Here is a 21,572-nt window from a genome sequence, read left to right as displayed (position 1 = left end):
CACCGCACTGCCTGCCGCGTCATTTCAGTATGCGGTCGCCTAGCGGAGGCGATGAATGTCGGATTGGCAAAAGAGGAAGGACGGGAAGGAATTGCCCGGTCTGAACTCCGGGGCAGAAGGATGGACCCCCCTCAAGTGGGCGCTCACCGCGTTTGGCAGTCATGAGTTGGCTGGAAAGGGGGGCTGGCCCTACAATCTCTCAGACGTCTACTTTGATCGCATTGAAGAAAATGGACACTGGCTGCATGCAGCGACCCATGCGGGCCGGGTCATGCATGACTTCACAAAGTTATTGCAGGACGGAGACCTTACTGCCGGTTACAGCCTTTTGGGCGGTGGCGCTGTGACTCCGATGCCTCCTGATTGGTGGATTACGACAACTCCAAACCTGCGTTACCTAACGTGGTCGATTGATCCCGATGATCCATTCTCTGAGCGTCAAGATTTGCCGTGCTGGATTTGGATTGAAACCGGCAGCCTCTCTAGATTACTCGATAACCGCTATCGAGCTTCGAAGGGGTGGGTTTCGTTAGAAACTCTGGAGCAACAGAAGTTAGAAGCTCAAGAGCAATATGAGGCTCTTTCGGAGCGACTATCCTCTGATCCAACAACAGCGGGCAGACCATCTAAAACTGAACACATTCTCAGGTTGTTCAAGGAGAGGGTTGCAAGAGGTGTAGTTTGTGAGCGGGCCTCTTGGGAAGGCAGGGCCATTTACGAAGCGGACGTAGGCAACCCGGACAGGGCACTCGCCAAGACGATTGAAGACCGCATCCGTCCGCACTTCAACCTCATTGTGCGCAAAAAGGATTCTCGTGTGATTACTAATCTCAAGGAGGTGCTTGCTTCGATAGATAAAGCTTTAAATGGCTTTTAATTGCTCACATTTGCTTTGTATCCGCCTCAAATTTATAGCTTTTGCAATGGCTTAGCCACGTATGCTGAATGCTGCCCATTGAAGCCAACGCGTTGTGCGTCGGTAGCAGTGAGGCACGAAAATGAAGCCACTGTTGGATACCAGAGCGGCAGCTCCTCTGATCGGTCACACCGAAGGAACGCTGGAGAACTGGCGCGTTCAGGGCGTCGGTCCCAAATTCATTAAGTCCGGGCGCAAGGTTCTCTATGATCCCGACGACATAGAAGCGTGGCGCAAGTCGCGCCGGTTTCAGTCCACCTCCGAAGCGGAGGCCGCGTAGAAACCATGTCAAAGAAAAAGCGGCTGGCCGGGACGCTGACCCGGCGCAACCGCTCTCTTGAATCCTACCTTGGCGGGCTCGGATTTGATGAGAGTATTATAGTCAACTCTGTTCAATTCGGCAACGGTCTGGAGGCAGACGCCCATGAATGGATTGAGCGCAACGGACTGTTCTCTGGCGGTCGGATCGACAAGCGCAGGGCTGAGTCCATGTGGCGCAGCGAGTTCTCGAAGGAGGGCGCGCTATGACCGCGATTTCCCTCGACGACGAAATGCAAGCCGCGTTGCAGCCTTGGGATGGCAAGACATGGTTTGTCGAAAAGCCTGCCGGATTCGTTCCGGGTCTATTCCGGTCGTCACAAGTGCAGGCGCGGGACATTCTCCGCCACGCCTCTGGACTGACAAATTGGGAAGCTGAGGTTTGCCAGCGCGCATACTATGACCCCAAGCCTTCGGGTCCGGGCGTTCGGTTCTGGTTGGACAAGATTGAGCGCAAGGTGTGCCGGGCGGTGTCGTCATGAGTGACGCGGTGGTCCCTATCGCCGCAAGGCTCGGCTTCACTCATGTATCGGTCGTTCAAACCTCGCCGGGACACTGGCAGGCGGTCCTCTGGTCTAAAGAGGATGGCTGCACCCCGCTTGCTGGCGATGGCTCATACTACGGTGCTGTCGATCAAGCTGAGAACTACGGCGAGAAAAAGCGCAACGTGGTTGTCGATATTCCAGACGAGTACGGAACAATCGAAGTGGTCCGTCAGGACTGCGGCGGCTTCGATGTACTGCAATTAAGTGCTGGAGGAGGAAGTGCTGCGTCACTTGCCTTCTTTGGTCCTCATGAACGCGAGGACGCGGTGCGCTTTGCGCTCGACAACCTGGAGCGATACGACCCCTGCCGGTTGGGGAGAGTTGGCCTATGACCTTCGCTCAACGTGTATATCGGGACGAACGCCCTCAACAATTCGACTTCGACCGGATCAGGCGCGACAACCCCTTGCCGCAAGTCGTGGGCGCTGTTGCCAAGCTCCGGCGCGCTGGCGGGGAATGGAAGTGCTGTTGTCCTCTCCACCCTGACCGCTCCCCGTCCTTCACGATCTACAAGGGCGGCGAGCGATTCCAGTGCTTCGGTTGTGGGGCGCAAGGTGATGTGCTGGATTTCGTAAGGGCACTCCACGGCGTTGACATGCACGAAGCTGCGCGGATGCTCGGCGCAGGCGATTTGCCTGTGGTTACGATCCCTTCATTACCGGCAAAACAAGAGCACGATCGTACCGACGAAGCGCTTGCTATTTGGCGTGCTGCCCAGCCGATAGAAGGGACGTTGGCAGAAGCCTATCTGCGCAATCGCGGGATAACATGCGATCTGCCACCCTCGTTACGTTACGCTGAGCTTCCTTATGGAAAGAGCGGCCCGGACTATCCTTGCCTAATCGCCTGCGTTTCGTCGTCTCAGGGGCCTTTGCAGGGCATACAGCGCACATTCCTGGCCCAAGACGGTCGAGGCAAAGCTGACATGGACAATCCCAAGCTTTCGTTAGGGCGGGTTTCTGGTGGCGCTGTTCGGCTGGGAGCACTTGATGGCGGCGAACTCTTGGTGTGCGAAGGTATCGAGGACGGGCTTTCTCTCCTGCAAATACTCGGTCGGCCTGTCTGGGCTGCGGCTGGTTCAACCATGCTGCCGAACATGCGCTTTCCTCCTGAGGTGCGAAGCGTGGCAATCGGGGGCGACAATGACGAAGCCGGACGCAACTGCGCACACAAGGCAGCGCGGGCTTACTCAAATCAGGGCCTAGCGGTTCGGGCATTCTTCCCAGCCGTAGCCAAGGATTTCAACGACGAACTTATGGAGGCCGCGCAATGACGGCTGCAACCATGAAACAGGCATTCGACAATGCCGAAACGATAAGCGTCTGGCCCGTTCCAGACCTTACCTTGATAAACAACGGCCGTCGCGCGCCGGTGGATATGCCCTCTGATCTCTTTGGCCCTGCATGGCGTTCAATCCTCGATGTTGCGGAAGTGACCTCAACTGCGCCTGATTACGCGGCAATGGGCTATCTTGCTTCTGCTGCCAGCCTGATCGGCGGTAAGCGCTGGATTTCGCCCTATGGGTCCGGCTGGTCTGAACCGTGCATCCTGTGGTGTGCTGCGCTTGGCGATCCCAGTTCCCGCAAGTCTGCTCCGCTCGACAAAATGACCCGGCCCTTGTGGGCAATCCAGAATGCCGCGAAGGAATCCCACGAAGAAGCACGCCGGGAATGGCAGGCAGAGTGCGAGCGGGCAAAGGCAGAGCGGGCAAAATGGCAGGAGGAAGTGCGAGGCTCAGCAGGTACGGAAAACCAGACACCTGAATTGCCGGTGCTGGCTGTCGAGCCAGAAGAACCGCAAGAGCGCCGCCCTGTCATTTCAGATACAACCCCTGAGGCTGCGGCGAGCGTGCTCAAGGGCAATCCGCAAGGCGTCCTGTGCTACAATGATGAACTTGCTGGCTGGCTTGAAAGCTTCGAGCGTTACACCACTGGAGGCCGTCCGTTCTGGATCGCGGCCCATGGCGGGAAGCCTCACAATATCACCCGCAAAGGCTCCGGCTCACTAGATCTTCAATTTACCGGAATTAGCGTTCTCGGGTCGATCCAGCCGGACAAGCTGGTTGAGTTGCTCACTGGGGCCAATGACGGGCTTGTTCCACGCATTCTTTGGGCATGGCCTGAGAAGCGGCTTCCTGAGCGTCCTAGGATAGTGCCAGACCTTTCTTCCCTCGAAAGGGCTTATCAGCGCCTGGAATTGCTCTCATGGGGGCAGGACACAGACGGGAAGCGCTCTCCCGTTATCTTGCAACTGGATGACGATGCAGCGGAGACCTTCGAAAGCTGGGACAAGCACAACGCTTCCGGCGAAGGCGATGGGGTCAGCCTTTATGATAGCTTTGTTGGCAAGTTGAGCGGGGCTGTGCTTCGCCTCGCGCTGGTGGCGGAACTGACAAAGTGGGCTTTCGGGGGAGGCGAGGAGCCAAGGTCGATATCGAGGAGTTCCTTAGCCGCCGCAATCGAGTGGTGCGAGGATTACGCGAAGCCGATGGCAGAGCGTGTCTATGGAGATGCTGCGGTTTCTGTGGCGGATCGAAACGCTGCGTTGGTTGCACGCTACATCCGCAAGAATGGGCTGCGCCGGATTAATCAGCGCGAGTTGAGGCAACACCCGCACAGACAGAAGCTCAAGGCCCTACAACCGAAGGGCGCGATTGATGATGCAATCGAGGTGCTGGAAGCCTCCGGCTGGATTCGGGCGGACTTCGACCGCGATGGCGACACCCCAGGAAGGCAACGAAAGGACTACACAGTCAATCCTGCCGTGCATGAGGCAACACAATGAGCGGCTGGCGAGAACAGGTCGATGAAGCCCTGAGGTGTGGGAACAGTAGGAACGATAGGAACAATAGCCTCCAAAACCGACCTATTGACCCTATTGACCCTAACGTTCCTGCACCGTTGGAGCTTTTAAAGACGTGGCGGGCTGGTCTTTCAGGCCTCGACTGTTGCATGCCGAACAAAGGCTGCAGCAAGAAGCGCTGGCTCCGATTGTGCGAAGCCTCGGAATGGTGGTTCAATAACTTTGCAAAGCAGGCCGCGTCTGACGGCTGGTCCACTGCCGACATTTTCGGAGTTTGCCGGACCCGCGAGGGCTGGGGTGGATTGCTCGACCGCATGGGCAACAGTCGCATGCTCGTGATGGATCGTAACCGGGCAAGCTGGCGCGATGTGTTCGGCAATCCGGATCAATTCAACCGTGGCAGCTATCCGCACCTGCCAGCATTCTGGGAGGCGAACCTTGAAGCGTCCTCCGACTAAGCCTGATCCATCGGGAACCGCGATCAATCGCAGCAGCAGGCTCGACGGCGACGATCTGGACGCTGCAAACCCGAAAAAGCGCAAGCCGCGCAAACGTTCAAAGCCTGCAAAGGAATTGCAGGCGAAGAAGGACGCGATGGTGGAGCATCTGTTGTCTCTGCCATATCCTCCGGGTGTCATCCTTGAGCCTGCTGGAATGGATCAGGAGTATTGGACTGCACCGCATTCGGATATTGATTTGTGGACCGCGCAACTTGCCCATGCCTTTGGCACGCGTTCACAGGCTGTCATCACGACATTCATGGATCAGCTAGAAAGGCTTTGCGAGCGTAGGATTTGGGACGAAGAGGCCTATCAATGGCGGCTGGATGAGCACGAGTTTTCGGCAGCCCTGGCAATAATCAACTCGACCAAGCCTGAAAACGAAGTCCAAGCGATGCTGGCTGCGCAAATCGTAGCCGTCAACATGATGCAGATGCGCCTTGCCGCTCGATCCCTGCGTTATGACGGTGACCACAGTGCAGCCCTTGTTGCTACCAAGCTAGCACGCACCTTCAACGATCAACTCAGGCTGTTGGAGGAACTCAAAGGCCGAGGGCGCAAGACACAGCAGTCAATCAAAGTCGAGAAGGAGTTGCACCAGCATGTCCACTACCACGACCACCGGGAGGAGGAGAAAAACAAGGGGCAACCCCATGAACAGCGAGATGAAACCAGTGCCCAAATTACTGACCAACGCGAAACTCTGCGGAGCGAAGACGAGAGCGGGCGGGTCGTGCAGATGCCCTGCGATAAAAGGGCGTGAGCGCTGCCGACTTCACGGCGGACGCTCCCTCCAGGGCGAAGCGCATGGCCAATTCAAACATGGCGGCAACACAAAGGATGCCATCGCGCTAAGGCGAGCTGCTAATCGCCTTACAAGAAAGATAAAGGAGCAAATGAATGTCTAGGCATGCTGCGATTCCGGTCGAATGCCCTCACTGTTATTGGCGGTGTTCAGTCCGTCTAATCCCGAACGAGCAAGACCTCAAAGTCTCTTGCTCCTTATGTGGGGAGATGATTGGCACCATGAGAGAGATTATGGATGCGAGTGTTAGGACCGTTGCAGAGCATTTAGCGGAAGGATTGAAGCGACGGGCAGAGCAAGCAAAGCGGAGTGTGTAAGCAAGACGGGGTCAAAAGCTTTAATGGGGAGGTAGTAGCACTGACGCGACAGGCGAAGCATTGCTCTAGCCTTAGCGCAACGTCCGCAAACGAGCGGATTCCGATCTGCGTGAAATGTCCGCAAGTGGGGTGGAAAGCGGACATTCGTACAATGACCACTAACAATGGATTGGGCACTGCTTTGCTCAGGAATAACACTACAGAGCGGAGACCAAGAGCTCTGTTGCCCACCGACCCATGCTTCTTGAATTTGCATTCGTGCATAATGACCGGTCCTTCAAGAAGGATTCTAGACAGCACAGGTAATTGCATTCAGCTTCGTAGGGTCTTCCCATCTACTACACCTTCATCCGCGCAAAGGGCCCGAAACGCCCCTAGAAGATTGAGATGGGATCAAAAAGATTGTCTGACAGTCGTCCACACTTCGATGGGAAGAACGGGGCTTGCATTTCTCACAGCACCTTCGGGCCGTTAATAGGAGCGTTCTGATTTGAGCTGGTGCAATGTCCGTATTGCGATCCTCTTTGCTTTTGGTGGGTTTCTAGTTGTGATCGCCAGCGCTGGATATGCAGAGCACGCGCAGAATGGGCTGAATCGATCTCAGTATACGATGCCTGCCGGTGTCGATGATCCCGAGGCTGCGATTGAGCATTGGAGCTTCAGCGATCCGGTATACATGTGGCGCTTGCTCAACCGGCCAGAAAACCCGTTCGAGCCTGCTGAGTACTTTTATTGGCCAGATGCCGTCATCGAAGGAGATGAGCGGGCATTTCTACCGTCGACAGATCATTCCGCTTTGGGACGCGACACGCTGGCAGAAATGCGTGAGTGGGCCAAGGTGCGCAAGTCCAACGCCTTGATTGTCGTGCATCGGGGAGAAGTCGTCCTCGAAGATTACTGGAATGAGTTTACCTCCAGCACATTGGCCAATGGCAGAGCCATGACTAGGAGTATGGCCCCCTTGCTGCTGGGGTTTGCCCTTCGTGATGGGGGTGTGTCGCTCGATGATCCGATCGGGCTTTACATCGATCAATGGCGAGACGATCCGCGAGGCTCGATCACCGTCCGGCAGTTGGCGCAGAACGTGAGCGGCCTCAAATTGCCTGAACGCCTCCCTGCCACGCAGGTACTCGGCAATGGGTTCATGTGTCTGACATATTGCGGCGATGTGAACCGGGCCGCCCTCGAATTTCCCCTCGCTGACAAGCCAGGTCACGTGTTCAATGTCGCTGATCAGAACATGCAAATACTCGGCATGGTGATCGAAAAGGCGCTAGGCAAGCCGGTCGAGCAAATCCTGTCTGAGCGCATATGGAAACCGATCGGCGCCGCTGATGCGACCTTCCAGCGCGATCGTCCCGGCGGAAAGGCACGTATCATGTGCTGCATGCGCGCCACCCCTCGCGATTGGACGCGTCTGGGGGTCTTGTTGCTCAATGACGGGACCTGGAATGGACGCGAAGTCGTCCCCGCTGACTGGATAGCTGAGATGGCAAAGCCTTCTCAGGTTAATCCCAACCACGGGATGGGCTTCTGGCTGGGCACTCCTTTCGATCCGCTGCGCACGTACTATAGCGGGCAGCCAGGCGTCATTCCGATGTCCCAGCCCTACCTCACCGATGATGTTCGGATCATCGAAGGAGGCGGCTTCAGAGTTCTCTATATGTCCGCTGAACACGATCTTGTGATCTTCCGGCATGGTGTCGGTGTGCCTGACTGGGATGGTGCAGCCCTAGTCAACATGGCTGTGCGCGGACTGCAGAAATCTTCCAACAATGAGGTGAGCCGATGATCGCAAGACGTAACCTGCTTTTGGGAACCGGCGGCCTGCTGGCCGCGCAAGCTATTGCGCCTCTTGCTGCGAATGCACGCGGGTTCTCCAGAGAAGTGCATTCGCTTGACCCGGTCACTACCGCGATGCGGCTTCGTGGCAGCGCGGACGGCGCGCTTACGATGAGCTATCTCGATGCTGTCCGCGAAATCATGCTCGACGGCGAAATAACGCCGTTCTGCAAACTCCAGGCCTTCGTTATCGCGCGTTATGTCCCGGTAGGTGACATGTTCGAGGCGCAGATCCTCGAAGTCGCCTATTACACCGATCCCAAGACCAACCAGCAGCTTACCAGCTTTACCTTCCCTGGGATCAAGGAAGCCGTTCCGGTACCAAAATATCGCACGGGCCCGATCACGGTGCGCTTCGCCAATACCCTTGATGAGTGGGAAGACGTCAATCCTGGCAATGCGGGCGAGGCTTCCGCTGATTTTGCACCGCGCTCGCGCGTGCGTTTGCAACGCAGTGTCGAAACACCAAAGATCGAGAATGACAAGCTGCTGATCCGCACCAATGAATATGGCCGCGCCTACGTTGGAGCGTCGCAGAAGCCCGCTGTCTTCTATCGCGAATGGATCGTGTACGAAGCGCAGGCAGACGACGTCTTTGGCAGCACTGCTCCAAACATACCGGCTCAATACAGCTATACTGCGATGTCCAGTTGGCGGCCCTGGATGAAGATGGATGGCCGCAACGGCCACACGACATCTAATGGCAGGGGCCGCAAGATCTGGACACCGGCAGAATTGCCGCCTGAACTCTACGCGCTTGTCGAAGAGCACGATCCCGACCTGCTCGATGATCCAGTCGGCGCTCTTGCAAGAGTCGCAACGCGATAATGCCGGCTCAATCCTTTTATCTACCGCCAAAATCGATGGTGGGCACTTCAAGCATTCTTTCCAATCAAACCTGGGGGTGACACATGAAATATGATCGTAAACTGATGTGCGGCGCCGCTTTCGCGGCTCTAATTTCTACTAGCTCAGCTGTAGCTCAAGAAGCAGAAGAAATGGAAATGGGGGCCGAAACAAACACCTCGTCCAATGTGATCCTTGTCACTGCCCGCAAGATCGAGGAATCGATTCAGGAGGTTCCAATCTCGATCTCGGCATTCTCTGCAGAGGACATCAAAGCCAAGTCGATTGCAGATCTTGAGGATGTTGCACTGTTGACTCCGGGCCTTACATTCGAGGATTTCGCAAACGGAGGTTATGGTGTTCCGACCATTCGCGGTGCAAACCAATTTAACATCGATGCTCTTGAGACAAATGTCTCCGTATTTATTGATGGCATCTATATCCCCCGACAATATGCGTTCGACCTAGGCTCGACCAATCTTGAGCGGATTGAAGTAGTTAAGGGTCCGCAAAGCGCACTTTACGGCAACAATGCCTTCGCCGGCGCGATTAATTATATCACCACAAGCCGTGAGCTTTCGGACTTTTCTGCAAGCGGTGAAATCGGCTTTTCCGAGGACGATGGCTTCGACATCATTGCCAAGGCTAACCTCCCTATTGTTCCAGAAGTCTTCTCTGCGCGGATCGGTATTGGGCACACGGAATTTGGCGGAGGAATACCAAACAATCATCCAGATGCCGATGCAGGCGTATATCCCGGCACGGATGGGAAGATCGGTGGCTACAACAAAGAAGCCATGATGTTCGGCTTAAGCCTGAGCCCGGTTTCTGCACTGAAGGTCGATCTGGACTACTACAGGTTCGATACTTTCACCGAAGGGGGCGCGGCCTATCGGATAGAAAGCAGCAACGGAGACACGATCTGCGGCAATGCAAACGGACTGTATTGTGGTAAGATTCCGTTCGACCCCATTCCTGGACCAAGCGGTACTGAAGGGATTGTAAAGGACCCGCGCAGCTATGGCCTCGATGCCGAGACGCGGATCTATCGGGTCGGCGCGAACCTCGAAATTACTGATAATATTTCAATTAGCTATCTGTTCGGCAATATCAAAGGAGAAGTCTTTTCAGCTGGCGGAATTGACAAAGATCCACTCGTCGGAGCCTTTGGAGGAGCAGCCAACTTTTTTACGTTCGGACCTGTCGGTAATTACGAATATGAAACGCATGAAGCTAGGCTCGAGTTCGAGGCTGATAACGGAATATACGCCACGATAGGTGCGTTTGATCTCAGTGGCGACGATTTCAATATCTTTGCCTTCGGTGTAATGCCTTTTCGAGATCTAACGCCAATTACGGCAGTTCCTGCCGGTGCGTTCCAGACCACCGCTCAGACGTTGACCGAAAGCCAGGCTATATTTGGCCGTATCGCTATACCCTTGATTGAGGAGCGCCTCACGGTTTCGGCCGAGGGCCGCTACGCAGACGAGGATAAGGAAGTAGTTGGCACGGGCTTTACTTATTCGGATAGCTATTTCACGCCACGGATTTCCGTGGACTTCCAAGCTACGCCGGACAATCTGTTTTACGCATCGGTTGCTAAGGGCACAAAGATTGGCGGCATCAATGTATCCACCTTCGCTGGTTTGATTGACGAAGAGAGGTTCTTCGGGCCGGACGAAAACTGGACCTATGAGATCGGCTCGAAGAACGTGTTCGATGGCGGCCGGGGCATTTTGAACGTCGCCCTGTTCTACATCGACTGGGCCAACCTTCAGGTTCCACAGACCCCGACTGGAGCGCCCGTCAACACCGCGACAATCACGACCAATATCGGAGGAGCCTCTTCAAAGGGTGCAGAATTGGAAGGGCAATATGAGCTGATCGATGGGTTTGTTCTCAACGCCGGTCTTGCCTACATCGATGCAACGTATGACGAAGGCACGATTTCCGGCCGCCTCCTGCGTGCGGGTGTATGCGACGACGTAATCTGCAACGCCGATGGCGACATCGGTGGAAATACCCTCCAGCGTTCGGCCAAGTGGCAGTGGAACTTTGGGGCTGCTTATGATGCGCCGATCACGGCTTCGCTCGATCTGTTCGGACGGGTCGATGTGGCGGGGCAATCCAAGATGTGGACCGACGAGAGTAATACTGGCTACATCCAACCAAGGACGCTTGTGAATGCTCGTTTGGGCGTCAAGAGCGAGCATTGGTCACTGGCGTTCTGGGCCAAGAACCTCCTCAATGAGAAGTACGTTGCGAACGCGTTTTTCACGGCCGCGCCATTTGGCACTTCATATGTTCCTGCACGAGGCAACCCCCGCAGGATTGGGGCCACCCTTGGGTTCAATTTCTAATCATCTCCCTGGCGTCATGGCTCTTCCTCATCAGTCATGGCGGCAAGATGAAAAGGGGAAGGCGAGAGTTCCTTCCCCTTTTCATTCCTCTCCATTTCTTAAGCTTAGATAAGCCGGCCCGAGTGTTGGTTTTGAACGCTTTTGGTTCAACAGTCGCATTGTGATTTAGCGGCATCAATGATCAAAGAGGCCCAACAATGATCTCCCGTAGAAGTGTTCTGAAGTCCGGCGCGATCAGTACATTATTTCCCGCTGGAATAGGCATGGCGAGCGCGATTTCGGAAGCCAAAACCGATGAGCGAAGCAGCGCTGCAATTGATCGCCTTGAGGCATTGGTGAAGATGCGCGGAAGTACAGACGGCAGGATAGGTTTTGCTTGGATCAAGGGGACCCGGTTTGCTCAGGTTGGCGGAAATCTTGAGCCTATGTGCGGCCTGCTTAATTGCACCATCTCGCGATACGAACGGATATCGCATGATGCGTACGACCTCCGGCTCTACGAAATGTCTTTTTACACAGACCCAAATAGCGGAACCTATCAACCCAATATCACGATGCCGTTCACAGGAACCAGCGTGGAGGTCCCATTGTACAGGACCGGCCCGGGCCAACACATTGTGAAGACATCGAACCGCGAAGAAATGAGTTGGGGCGCGGCAAATACGACGAGCCAGGAAGCTGCCGACAAACTCGCACCGCGCGGGCGAATTCTTTACGACGTCGTGCTTTCGGAGCCGACGCTGCAGGGAAACCATTTTTGGCTTACGACAACGGCAACCACCTTGCTAGAGCCCACCGACCCCAACGAAAAGCCGTGGTCTTACAAGGAGCTTATCACGAATAGGGCAACAATTGACGAGCTTCGCGATCCGACCAGAAGCTGGGTCGATTCCACGTCCTCTTATACGCTCGTGATGGACTGGAGACCTTGGATGATGATGGGCAACATCGCAGGACGAACCATCGATCATGCGGTGGGAGGCAGAGTTTGGCGTCTCGATGACCTGCCGCAGGATATCCAGTACCATTTGCAGCAGTATCACCCGGATGTCGTAGCCGATCCATTCCGATGGCTTGATGCTCAAGCCTAAGGTTCAGCTGATGCTATTTCCGCGATTGGTCGGGAACAGGTCGACCGAGGCGCGATCATGGATGCGAGCGACTATACCCCGATAGGATTGGCTTACGGGAACTTCTAGACCGTTCTGCATTTGCAAACTGAAGGATTTGCCCGATCGTTTGATCTCCTGAATGGCGTTAGGTGCGACAAAAAAGGATCTATGAACTTGAACCCCGAACCCAATCGCTTCGAGTTCTGTCACCGCGTCGCCGAAGCGGTACAAGACGAGTTCGCTCCCATGATCAGTGTAAACGCGGACGTAGTGTTCTTGAGCCTCGAGTGCGATAAGATTCCGACCCAGATGTTGTGGGATTTTCGTAAGAAAGGTGGTTGCTACCTGACCCGTACCGGCACCGCTTCTTGAGTGGCGTTCGCCTCTGTGTGCCCGCTCGCTCTTATTCATCCTGTCCGGGAAGAAAAGCCTGTCCCGGCTGATCGCCTCATAGATAAGGTTCGCCAGCATCCATATCAAAGGAAACAGAAGCGATGTGCTCGAGGCCAGGTAGTCGAGGAAACCGCTTGCTGCAGGCTCGAACCCCGGCGATAGACCACCAACCAGGAAGGGCACGTGGTACCAGATCAAGGACCCGACCAGTTCAAGATAGAAATAACCGAACAGTATTGCGGCAATCGCGCCCATCAGCAGCGCCAGAGCACGATGCCACAGAACCCGTTCTAAAGCCTTCAGAAAGCCGAAACTGAAGGCTTGAGCAACGAAGTAGAATGGGATCGCGGTGGCGCAGTAGACTATAAACACCTTGATCGGGGCAGAGTTCGAATAAGGAAGCGCCTGTGCGACCGCGATATAAAGCGCGAGCAGCACAGGCAAAGCCAGATTCAAGACCAAAAAGCGCTGTATCTTCACCGTCAAATTCGAACACCAACAGACAACCCTAGTTGCCAATAGCATTAGCGGTGGACCCGCGTCTAACGCGAAAATGACCGGCCCGCGAGCATCATTCAGGTTGGATGTCTGCAATTGGGTCGTTTGCGGAACGTCAGCTTTCCGCTCGAAGACCCCGTATCGCTGACGCCAACCAACCTTTGTCTAGCGAAACTAGTACCATCACCAATGTCATTTACCTGCCGAGGTAAGGGCTTTTGCAATCCAAAAATCCCAGCGCGCTAGACTTGGCATCTTCAAGAGCCCTCGCGGATGCAGCCGTGAGTATCGTCGTACTCGGTGTCCTCCACCGTCACCTGGCCATTGGCTTCAAAAAGTACATAGGTGACAGAGTACGCTCGTTCAGGATTGTCCAAACGCATCGTGAACTGATTGAACTCTTGTCCGGTTGCATCGTTGTACTGCGAACTAACTTCGTAGTTCGCCATTCTGAAGCCCTGCTTGTTGATCCGTTCGTTAAGGGATTTGATCAACTCCTCATTCGTGTCGAAAGTCCAAGAAGCGTAAGTTAGCTTGCCATCACAAAAGAGAAGCCAATAATCTGTATCGCCAGCCTTTACGACTTTAGTGTCATCCCCCGCTGTCAATGGCTCGACCTTGAAGTTGTACTCGACAGCCTTCTCGTTAAATTCCGCCTCTGTCATGCCTTGATGGATGCCATGCGACAGCCAGAACTTCTTCCACGGTTCTTGTCCGATAGCTTGCGTCGAGGTGATCAACAGAGCGAAACTAAAGACTAGCCTTCTCATCTCTTCGACTCTCAAAATCGCCGTACAACTGCACGGCATTTTCCTCTTGCAGAGGCCACTACTAGCTGGTCATTACACCCCCATCCTCTATCCTGTTCGCAGGTGTTTTTTTCTGCATCGGTTAGCGGTCGGGTAAAGATCAATTGTCCAATACCTGTGAGACGATTGATCTCTACAGTCAGGCCGGTGACTTTATGCTCGTTTGTCGTCTCAGGAGCCCACTTGGCATAGAGGTCGATTGCCTTGAATGGGTTCTCGTAAGCGAAGCGCACCACGTAATCTGAAACTTCAAAGGCTTTGATGCTAAGAGCAGAATTTAGGCCGTCTACGACCTTCGCCGGCGTTTCCTCGAAGCCATAGACTTCAGTTGTTTTATCGAAATCACATTCAACGAATTGCATAGTCTCAGGCTGACTTTGCCCGTGTGCAGCGCTTATTGGGGATACGAATAGCAGTCCAAGCGATAAGCATTTTAGCTTCGGAAGTTTTTTCACCACGCCCTCTTTGTTCGATCCGCCGATGAAGCTTGGCCGAAGCGCATCCGCGATGCAAATATGATATTTAGTTTCGTACCAAAATTGCATCGCTTGATAAGGTCAATAATTATCAGGAAGACCCGTTAGTAACTATCGCCCCAGGCGTGTGCGCGAATCGGTCTTTAGCGGGCATTTCCGAAGGCAGGCCCCACCTGCGTTGGTCTTTTCCCGCACTCCCCACATTTAAGCCGCGCCTGCACTTGCTCCATGCGGTGCCCCCAGCCGCGCCTATGGCACACTTCCAGCAATTTGATCGGGTCCTGTAGAGTTATCCTGCCGCACTCGCATTCAATCCGCACTAAGTAGTTATGACGGGCAAAGTCGGAGAGGCTTTCGAGGCGAATGCTGGACACGATTCTCACATTGCCAGACTAAGAACAATTCAGGAACAAAGAATTTACTAGTTCAACGCTCCCGCATTTGTAGGGGCAATTGAGGCAAGGGTAAGAAACCCGGCGTTTGCGCGATGACCGCTAAAACAACCCGCAAAAAACCGCACGAGCGAGGGCTAGGCCAAAAAGCTATCGTTCCGATTGACTCTATCGTTCCGGCGTTTCTGGAAGATGATAGGCTGATTGATCCCGAGTGGGATGCGATTGATTGGCTAGTGCTGGGTATGAGGGCGGCAAGCAGCTTCGACGGAGAATCGGGCTTGTGGGACGGTACCTAGGCCGCAATTTCTGGTGCTGGTGATAGCTAAGTGATTGCTAGCGACTTTAGTTTGTCGAAAAATGCAGTCTCTGAAAGCGGAAATTCTTCAATGAAAAGAAGGTGGTGGACGCACTAGGGCTCGAACCTAGGACCCGCTGATTAAGAGTCAGCTGCTCTACCAACTGAGCTATGCGTCCACACCGGATTTACCGCTTGGGATTGCACGAGTGGGTGTGGCGAGGCCGCAACCGAATCGTGCGAGGCGCTGCATATAGCGACGTTGACGGCAAAGAAAAGGGGATATCGGGACGCGAGCGGTAAGCCTCGCGCAGCCGTACTTACCCAAGCCGCGCTTTGGGGGAATTGCGGTTCCAGCGGTTCACCATCAGCAAGGCGCCAATGCAGATCATGTTGGTCATCATCGACGAGCCGCCATGGCTCATGAAAGGCAGGGGAATTCCAACCACCGGAGCGAGCCCCATCACCATCATCAGGTTGATCGCCACGTAAAAGAAAATGGTCGCGACCATGCCGCCTGCAATCAGACGCGCAAACCGATCCTGCGATGCACGCGCAACCTTCCAGCCCCAGCTGAGGATGATTGCGAATACGGCGATCACGAAGACGCCGCCGATCAGTCCCCATTCCTCCGCCATGGTAGCGAAGACGAAATCGGTGTGTGGTTCCGGCAGATAGTTGAGGTGGCTCTGCGAGCCTTCGTTGAACCCCTTGCCAGTGATTCCGCCAGAACCGATCGCGATCTTGGACTGGGTGATGTGATAACCTGCTCCGAGCGGGTCGCTTTCCGGATCGAGGAAGGTCGTGACCCGTCGCTGCTGATATTCCTGCAGTCCGAAAAAGAACGCCAGCGGAGCAGCGACGGCCGCCGCCCCGGCTCCCCACAAAAACCAGCGCATCGGGAGCCCAGCGAGGAACATGATAACTGCCCCGCCGAACAGGATCGCAAGCGAGGTGCCAAGATCCGGTTGCAGCAGGACGAGCAGCACTGGAAAGCCGATCAGCGCCCCGGCAGGCACAATCGCTTGCCAGGAACTGAACATGCCTACGGGTAGACCGTCATAAAAACGCGCGAGCGTCAGCACGATCACAGGCTTCATCAGTTCTGACGGCTGCAATTGCATGAAACCCAGGTCCAGCCAGCGCTGGCTGCCACCACCGACGAATCCTATCGCTTCCACCCCCACCAGCATGAGGAGAACCACAACATAGGCCGGATAGGTCATGAACTTGACCACATCGCGCGGCATGATTGCAATCACGCTCGCCATGGCGAGGAAAACAGCGAATCGGATCAGATGCGATGCGGCATAGGGCTGCATCGATCCCCCAGCAGCGGAATAAAGCACGGCCGCCCCGAAGGCGATCAGAGCGAATAGCGGGATCAGCATCTGCCAGGGCTGGCGCGCGATCGGTGCGGGTACAATGCTGTTCATCTGGGCGCTGAGCTCGTGGATGTGGGGGAGGGGGCAGCGCTTGGCGATGGCCTAGGCACGGAATTCTGGCGGGCCTGCGCAGCAGGCGCTGCATCGGCAGATGCGGCAGCTGGCCGTGCAGCGGTCGAGCCCGGCGGTTCAGCCGGAACTGCTTCAGCCCCATCGGGTGCAAGCGGATTGGTGCGCGGCGGTGCCGCTGGCGCAGCCTCAGGCCGCGGGGCTATGACTTCATTCGCAATTTCTTCCGCTTGCGTGGCTGCGAGCCGCGCTTCGGCTTCGACCATGTCAAAAATGTCTTCATCACGCCTTGGTGGCGGTGTCACAAGCTCGCCGCGTTCCGCTGCATAGGCCGCATATTTGCGCTCGAGCCGCTCCTGTGCCGTTCCGCCCCATTGCTTCTCCAGCGCGCGCAAGGCCTCCATCCCTTTGGCTGGATCGAACAGGAACGTCACCACGTCGCGCGCGATGGGGTAGGCGGCGCCCGAACCGCCGCCGTGCTCAATCACCACCGCACCGGCATAACGCGGATTGTCGAACGGCGCGAAGAAAGTGAAGAGACCGTGATCGCGATATTTCCAGGGACCAGTCTTGCCGTCTGACTTGTTGAGCGAGACGACCTGTGCGGTTCCGGTTTTGCCTGCTATCTTGATGTCCTCGAACGGCAAGCGTCCGCGTCCGGCCGTACCTGGTCCGTTGACCACGTCGCTCATGGCCTGGCGGACATAGCGCACATGCTCGTCCGAAAAATCAACCTGGTCAAAGCCTTTGGGCGGTGTATCCATGGTGAGGCGCGGCATGACATGGCGGCCTGTTGCAAGCCGTGCTGCGCTGACCGCGAGCTGCAACGGGTTCGCCAGCATGTATCCCTGGCCGATGGTTGCGTTGACGGTGTCGAACGCCTGCCATTCTCGCCCGTATTTCTTGAGCTTCCATTCAGGATCAGGAACTGTACCGTAAAACTGGCTGGTGACAGGCAAGGGAAACTCCTCGCCGAGGCCGCAGCGCTTGTTCATCGCGGCGATCGGATCCATCCCGATGCGCTGCGCGAAGTAATAATAATAGACATCGCAGCTTTGATAGATGCCCTTGGCCATGTTGACCGTGCCATGCCCGCCGCGTTTCCAGCAGCGGAATACACGGTTGCCGACGCGCAGGCCGCCGCCACAAAACACTGTTTCGTCGGGATCAAGGCCTTCACGCAGAAATGCCATGGAAACCATCGGTTTGACTGTCGAACCCGGCGGATAGAGCCCTTTGAGGACTTTGTTGCGCAGCGGCACACGCTCATCATCGCGCAGCATGGAATATTCCACGCTGCCGATCCCGTCAGAAAAGCTGTTGGGATCAAAGCTGGGCATGCTCGCCATGCACAGCAAGTCGCCAGTCAGACAATCGATAACGACCACGGAACCCGATTCGAGGCCGATGCGGCGCGCGGCATAATCCTGCAGAGGGCCGTCGATCGTCAGGCGCACTGGTTTGCCCTGGACATCCTCACGGGCTTCAAGGTCACGCACGATCCGGCCTGAGGCAGTCACTTCGACCCGGCGCGCCCCGGGTACGCCGCGCAAGGTCTGCTCGAACTGCTTCTCCAGCCCATCCTTGCCGATCTTGTAACCCGGCGTGATGAGCAAGGGGTTGCGGTCAAGCTCGTATTCCTCGGCTGAGGCTGGACCGACATATCCGATGAGATGGCCAACAGAGGTGGCAGTGGGATAAAAGCGCGAGAAGCCGCGCTGCGGAACCACGCCCTGCATGTCAGGCAGGCGCACACTGACGGCAGCAAACTGGTCATATTCCAGCCCGCTTGCAATCTCGATCGGCTGAAAGCCGCGAGCGCTCTTTATCTTTTCCTTGATGTCCTGGATGCGGTCAGCTCTCAGGGAAAGCAGTTCGCCGAGCTGGTCGACTGTTGTTTCCGGGTCTTTCAACCGCTCTGGAATAACGTCGACACGAAAGTCAGCCCGGTTGGAGGCGAGGGGGGCGCCATTGCGATCAAGGATCCAGCCGCGCCGGGGAGGGATCAGAGTCAGATTGACGCGGTTGCTTTCGGATTCAACGGTGTACTTGTCGCCCTCGGCCAATACGATGTAGCCCATGCGCACGGCAAGCAGCACACCGATGCCACCCTGAATGGCCCCGATGAAGAAACTGCGCCGGTCGAAGTCGTGCTTCAGAGTGGAGGCGCTGATAATCGGGCGTTTGCCCTTTCTCACCATCAGCGGATCACCCGTACGCGCGAAAGCCGGAATCTGTCGAGTGCAGCGACCATGAGCGCAATAATGGGGTAAAGCAGAATCGACAGCAAGGCCTGAGGCACGCTGGCGGACAAATGATAGATGGTGGGCGCTGTTCCTGAGGCTGCCATGGCTGCGATCAGATAGAGCAGAATTGCTAGACCAGCGGTGAACCAGTCCTGCCAGAACCCGCGAAACGGGAAGCGCTCCTCCAGGAATTCAAGTATCAGCATGGCCAGCGACCACAACAGGATCGCACTGCCAAAGGGTTGCCCGCTGAACAAGTCGTCAAAGGCGCCAAGGGGCAAGCCGACCCACAAGGGCAGCAGTCCAGGCCGGACCAATCTCCATCCCAGCAGGACAAGAAATCCCAACGGCGGCGATACCGGCATGACGCCTGACATGAACAGCGCAGGCAAAACCGAAGCGATCAGGATCGAGGCATAAGGAACGATTTGCGCGCGCAGCGGGGAATGCACCCGATTGATGCGCCTGCCGTATTGGTCCGAACGCGATTTGAGGTTGAGCCGCTCCATCAGCCGCCCACCGTCTCTTCGTCCAACTCCAGCTCAATCGGCGTTGCGGCGCCATCGACTGCGCCCGGCTGCCAGATCGGTTCGACCGAGACAAAATCCGTTGCTGCCGGATCCGCAATGAGCCGGGCGATTCCGCCATCATCGGTAATCTCGCTGAGCACTGCGACTGCCACGCCAGGTCTGTAATATCCACCTGCGCCGCTGGTGACGAAGACGTCCCCCACTTCGAGCGGATTGATGCCGAGATTGATCAAGCGGATGCGTAGCAGGCCGTCGCCGCGCCCTTCGGCAAAGGCGACGACATCGTCCGTCGCGCGGCGGACCGGCAACACGCTCTCGCTATCGGTCAGAAGCAGCACACGTGCTGAATTGAGTGACACTTCCAGTACGCGCCCCACCACGCCGCGCGGGGATCGCACTGGCTGTCCAATCGCGACCCCGTCCGCGCTCCCCGCGCCAAGGTAAGCGAAACGACGCGAGCTTGACGAGGTCGATCCGACAAGGCGGGATACGGTGACGGGCTCGACGTCATTGTCTTTAAGGCTGAGCAACGCTTTGAGCCGCGCATTTTCCTGCTCGACTGCTTCCGCCTCGGCGAGACGGACGCGAGCAAGTTCGACTTCTTCCTTAAGAGCGGCATATTCGCTGCCGCGCTTGAGGTAGCCCGAAATGGATTCGAAGAAGCCTGTGCCGCTGCTGCGCACGGCCGTTGTTGCCTCTCCTGTAGGCGCGATGACTTCGCTTGCACCATTGCGCAGGCCAGCGAATGCCTGAGGCTGCCAGAGTGAGATTCCCAGGAGAACGCCGCCAATAAGCGCACCAATCCCGGCTACCACATAGCCGGTAAAGACCGAATATTGCGCTCTGCGCGAATGGCCCGAGCGCCGGGATGATGGCGGCGCCATGCCTGCTTCCTCCTCTTGAGCCGGCCCTTCTTTCGCTCCCCGCGAAAGGCCGGACGCTCGATTATGCGTCCATCAGCACGCCGCGATAGATCGGGTCTTCCATCGCACGGCCAGTACCAACCGCGACACAGGACAGCGGGTCTTCCGCGATGCTGACCGGTAGGCCGGTCTCTTCGCGAAGATGCTCGTCGAGGCGCCGGATCAACGCACCGCCGCCTGTCAGGACTATGCCCTGATCGACAATATCTGCCGCGAGCTCGGGCGCGGTATTCTCCAGGGCGATGCGCACGCCTTCAACGATCGCACCAATCGGTTCGTTGAGCGCTTCTGCGACATGCGCCTGGTTGATGGTGATTTCCTTTGGAACACCGTTGACGAGGTCACGGCCCTTGATGGTGATGGTCTCGCCAACTCCGTCTTCGGGCGGAACAGCAACCCCATAATCCTTCTTGATCCGTTCCGCTGTGCTTTCGCCAATCAGCAGGTTGTGATGGCGGCGAACATAAGAGACGATCGCTTCGTCCATCTTGTCCCCGCCCGTGCGGACCGAAGTGGTGTAAGCCAGGCCGCGCAGAGACAGCACTGCCACTTCGGTCGTGCCGCCGCCAATATCGACCACCATGGAACCAACCGGCTCTGTAACCGGCATGTCGGCGCCGATTGCTGCGGCCATCGGCTCAAGGATCAGGTGTACTTGGGATGCGCCTGCGTTCGAAGCCGCATCGCGGATCGCACGGCGTTCAACCGAGGTGGAGCCCGACGGTACGCAAATCACGATCTCCGGGTAGCGGAACAAGGAGCGCTTGCCATGCACCTTGCGGATGAAGTGCTTGATCATCTCTTCCGCAATTTCGATGTCGGCGATGACGCCATCGCGCAAGGGGCGGATCGCTTCGATGCTGTCGGGGGTTTTGCCCATCATCATCTTTGCATCGTCACCGACTGCCTTGACGCGCTTGATACCGTTGATGGTCTCGATCGCGACCACGGACGGCTCGTTGAGAATGATGCCCTGGTCCTGGACATAGACCAGCGTATTGGCCGTCCCCAGGTCGATGGCCATGTTCTGTGAACCGAATTTAAGAAGATTGGAAAAGAAGCTCATGGGATACCGCGGTTCCTGCGGGCCTTGCTATCGGCAGATTTTTCACTCTGCCGTGACCCTATGTTGTCGAGATGGGGATGCTCTAACCAATACACCATGGAAAGGCCAAAATAATTGTTGACGG

General features: G+C 56.3%; 23 protein-coding genes and 1 tRNA gene. 15 read left to right on the top strand and 9 right to left on the bottom strand.

Going from position 1 to position 21,572, the window contains the following annotated elements; translation table 11 throughout:
- Positions 1–55 precede the first annotated feature (55 nt).
- The 14 genes from ACG9DO_RS11910 (at position 56) to ACG9DO_RS11845 (ending at position 12,342) form a co-directional block, all read left to right on the top strand.
- A complete protein-coding gene (locus tag ACG9DO_RS11910; protein WP_394728191.1) occupies positions 56–877 on the top strand; it encodes a hypothetical protein in 822 nt (273 codons plus the stop codon).
- Positions 878–998: 121 nt separating this feature from the next.
- On the top strand, positions 999–1,196 hold the full coding sequence (locus tag ACG9DO_RS11905) for a helix-turn-helix transcriptional regulator (protein ID WP_394728189.1): 198 nt from the start codon (positions 999–1,001) through the stop codon (positions 1,194–1,196).
- Positions 1,197–1,201: 5 nt separating this feature from the next.
- Positions 1,202–1,444, top strand: coding sequence for a hypothetical protein (locus ACG9DO_RS11900; RefSeq protein WP_394728187.1), 243 nt, complete (start codon positions 1,202–1,204; stop codon positions 1,442–1,444).
- Positions 1,441–1,716 (top strand): hypothetical protein, encoded by a 276-nt coding sequence (locus ACG9DO_RS11895; protein WP_394728185.1) that lies wholly within the window; start codon positions 1,441–1,443, stop codon positions 1,714–1,716. Before ACG9DO_RS11900 ends, ACG9DO_RS11895 begins: the two co-directional genes overlap by 4 nt.
- Positions 1,713–2,111 carry a hypothetical protein gene (locus tag ACG9DO_RS11890; RefSeq protein WP_394728183.1) on the top strand — a complete coding sequence of 133 codons (399 nt, stop codon included), beginning with the start codon at positions 1,713–1,715 and terminating at the stop codon, positions 2,109–2,111. Before ACG9DO_RS11895 ends, ACG9DO_RS11890 begins: the two co-directional genes overlap by 4 nt.
- Positions 2,108–3,052: a CHC2 zinc finger domain-containing protein gene (locus ACG9DO_RS11885; protein WP_394728181.1), complete on the top strand. Its 945-nt coding sequence runs from the start codon at positions 2,108–2,110 to the stop codon at positions 3,050–3,052. Before ACG9DO_RS11890 ends, ACG9DO_RS11885 begins: the two co-directional genes overlap by 4 nt.
- On the top strand, positions 3,049–4,563 hold the full coding sequence (locus ACG9DO_RS11880; protein WP_394728179.1) for a DUF3987 domain-containing protein: 1,515 nt from the start codon (positions 3,049–3,051) through the stop codon (positions 4,561–4,563). The genes ACG9DO_RS11885 and ACG9DO_RS11880 overlap by 4 nt, the downstream gene beginning before the upstream one ends.
- Positions 4,564–4,730: 167 nt before the next feature.
- Positions 4,731–5,039 (top strand): hypothetical protein, encoded by a 309-nt coding sequence (locus ACG9DO_RS11875; RefSeq protein WP_394728177.1) that lies wholly within the window; start codon positions 4,731–4,733, stop codon positions 5,037–5,039.
- Positions 4,978–5,844 (top strand): hypothetical protein, encoded by an 867-nt coding sequence (locus tag ACG9DO_RS11870; RefSeq protein WP_394728175.1) that lies wholly within the window; start codon positions 4,978–4,980, stop codon positions 5,842–5,844. Before ACG9DO_RS11875 ends, ACG9DO_RS11870 begins: the two co-directional genes overlap by 62 nt.
- Entirely contained in the window at positions 5,735–5,989 is a 255-nt protein-coding gene (locus tag ACG9DO_RS11865) for an HGGxSTG domain-containing protein (protein WP_394728173.1), read from the top strand. Before ACG9DO_RS11870 ends, ACG9DO_RS11865 begins: the two co-directional genes overlap by 110 nt.
- A gap of 761 nt (positions 5,990–6,750) precedes the next feature.
- Entirely contained in the window at positions 6,751–7,995 is a 1,245-nt protein-coding gene (locus ACG9DO_RS11860; protein ID WP_394728171.1) for a serine hydrolase domain-containing protein, read from the top strand.
- On the top strand, positions 7,992–8,873 hold the full coding sequence (locus tag ACG9DO_RS11855; protein ID WP_394728169.1) for a DUF1838 family protein: 882 nt from the start codon (positions 7,992–7,994) through the stop codon (positions 8,871–8,873). Before ACG9DO_RS11860 ends, ACG9DO_RS11855 begins: the two co-directional genes overlap by 4 nt.
- An 83-nt stretch (positions 8,874–8,956) precedes the next feature.
- Positions 8,957–11,251, top strand: coding sequence for a TonB-dependent receptor (locus tag ACG9DO_RS11850; protein ID WP_394728167.1), 2,295 nt, complete (start codon positions 8,957–8,959; stop codon positions 11,249–11,251).
- A 263-nt stretch (positions 11,252–11,514) separates the two neighbouring features.
- Positions 11,515–12,342, top strand: a complete 828-nt coding sequence (locus ACG9DO_RS11845) for a DUF1838 family protein (protein WP_394728165.1) — start codon at positions 11,515–11,517, stop codon at positions 12,340–12,342.
- Positions 12,343–12,345: 3 nt separating this feature from the next.
- Here the strand turns inward: ACG9DO_RS11845 and ACG9DO_RS11840 are convergent, their stop codons facing one another.
- The 3 genes from ACG9DO_RS11840 to ACG9DO_RS11830 all read right to left on the bottom strand — a co-directional run bounded on the left by ACG9DO_RS11840 (position 12,346) and on the right by ACG9DO_RS11830 (position 14,608).
- Positions 12,346–13,236: a LytTR family DNA-binding domain-containing protein gene (locus tag ACG9DO_RS11840; protein WP_394731266.1), complete on the bottom strand. Its 891-nt coding sequence runs from the start codon at positions 13,234–13,236 to the stop codon at positions 12,346–12,348.
- 275 nt (positions 13,237–13,511) lie between these two features.
- Positions 13,512–13,994, bottom strand: coding sequence for a hypothetical protein (locus tag ACG9DO_RS11835; RefSeq protein WP_394728163.1), 483 nt, complete (start codon positions 13,992–13,994; stop codon positions 13,512–13,514).
- Between the two features lie 41 nt (positions 13,995–14,035).
- Complete coding sequence (locus tag ACG9DO_RS11830; protein ID WP_394728161.1) at positions 14,036–14,608, bottom strand: hypothetical protein; 573 nt, start codon at positions 14,606–14,608, stop codon at positions 14,036–14,038.
- A gap of 418 nt (positions 14,609–15,026) precedes the next feature.
- Here ACG9DO_RS11830 and ACG9DO_RS11825 point away from each other — a divergent pair, with 418 nt between their 5' ends.
- Positions 15,027–15,230, top strand: a complete 204-nt coding sequence (locus ACG9DO_RS11825; protein ID WP_394728159.1) for a hypothetical protein — start codon at positions 15,027–15,029, stop codon at positions 15,228–15,230.
- A gap of 102 nt (positions 15,231–15,332) precedes the next feature.
- On the opposite strand, the gene ACG9DO_RS11820 is transcribed toward ACG9DO_RS11825, so the two are convergent.
- From ACG9DO_RS11820 to ACG9DO_RS11795, 6 genes are all read right to left on the bottom strand, one after another.
- Positions 15,333–15,408, bottom strand: a tRNA-Lys gene (locus tag ACG9DO_RS11820).
- A gap of 141 nt (positions 15,409–15,549) precedes the next feature.
- Positions 15,550–16,665 (bottom strand): rod shape-determining protein RodA, encoded by a 1,116-nt coding sequence (rodA, locus tag ACG9DO_RS11815; protein ID WP_394728157.1) that lies wholly within the window; start codon positions 16,663–16,665, stop codon positions 15,550–15,552.
- The gene (mrdA, locus tag ACG9DO_RS11810; RefSeq protein WP_394728155.1) at positions 16,662–18,884 is read right to left on the bottom strand and encodes a penicillin-binding protein 2; all 2,223 of its coding nucleotides are present in this window, start codon (positions 18,882–18,884) and stop codon (positions 16,662–16,664) included. The genes rodA and mrdA overlap by 4 nt, the downstream gene beginning before the upstream one ends.
- Entirely contained in the window at positions 18,884–19,438 is a 555-nt protein-coding gene (mreD, locus tag ACG9DO_RS11805) for a rod shape-determining protein MreD (RefSeq protein WP_394728153.1), read from the bottom strand. The genes mrdA and mreD overlap by 1 nt, the downstream gene beginning before the upstream one ends.
- A complete protein-coding gene (gene mreC / locus ACG9DO_RS11800; protein ID WP_394728151.1) occupies positions 19,438–20,343 on the bottom strand; it encodes a rod shape-determining protein MreC in 906 nt (301 codons plus the stop codon). The genes mreD and mreC overlap by 1 nt, the downstream gene beginning before the upstream one ends.
- A gap of 61 nt (positions 20,344–20,404) precedes the next feature.
- On the bottom strand, positions 20,405–21,448 hold the full coding sequence (locus tag ACG9DO_RS11795; protein ID WP_394728149.1) for a rod shape-determining protein: 1,044 nt from the start codon (positions 21,446–21,448) through the stop codon (positions 20,405–20,407).
- Positions 21,449–21,572: the final 124 nt, after the last annotated feature.

This window comes from Altererythrobacter sp. GH1-8, from assembly GCF_043702085.1.
Lineage (GTDB): Bacteria > Pseudomonadota > Alphaproteobacteria > Sphingomonadales > Sphingomonadaceae > Erythrobacter.
This window is presented reverse-complemented; position numbering and strand designations above follow the sequence as displayed.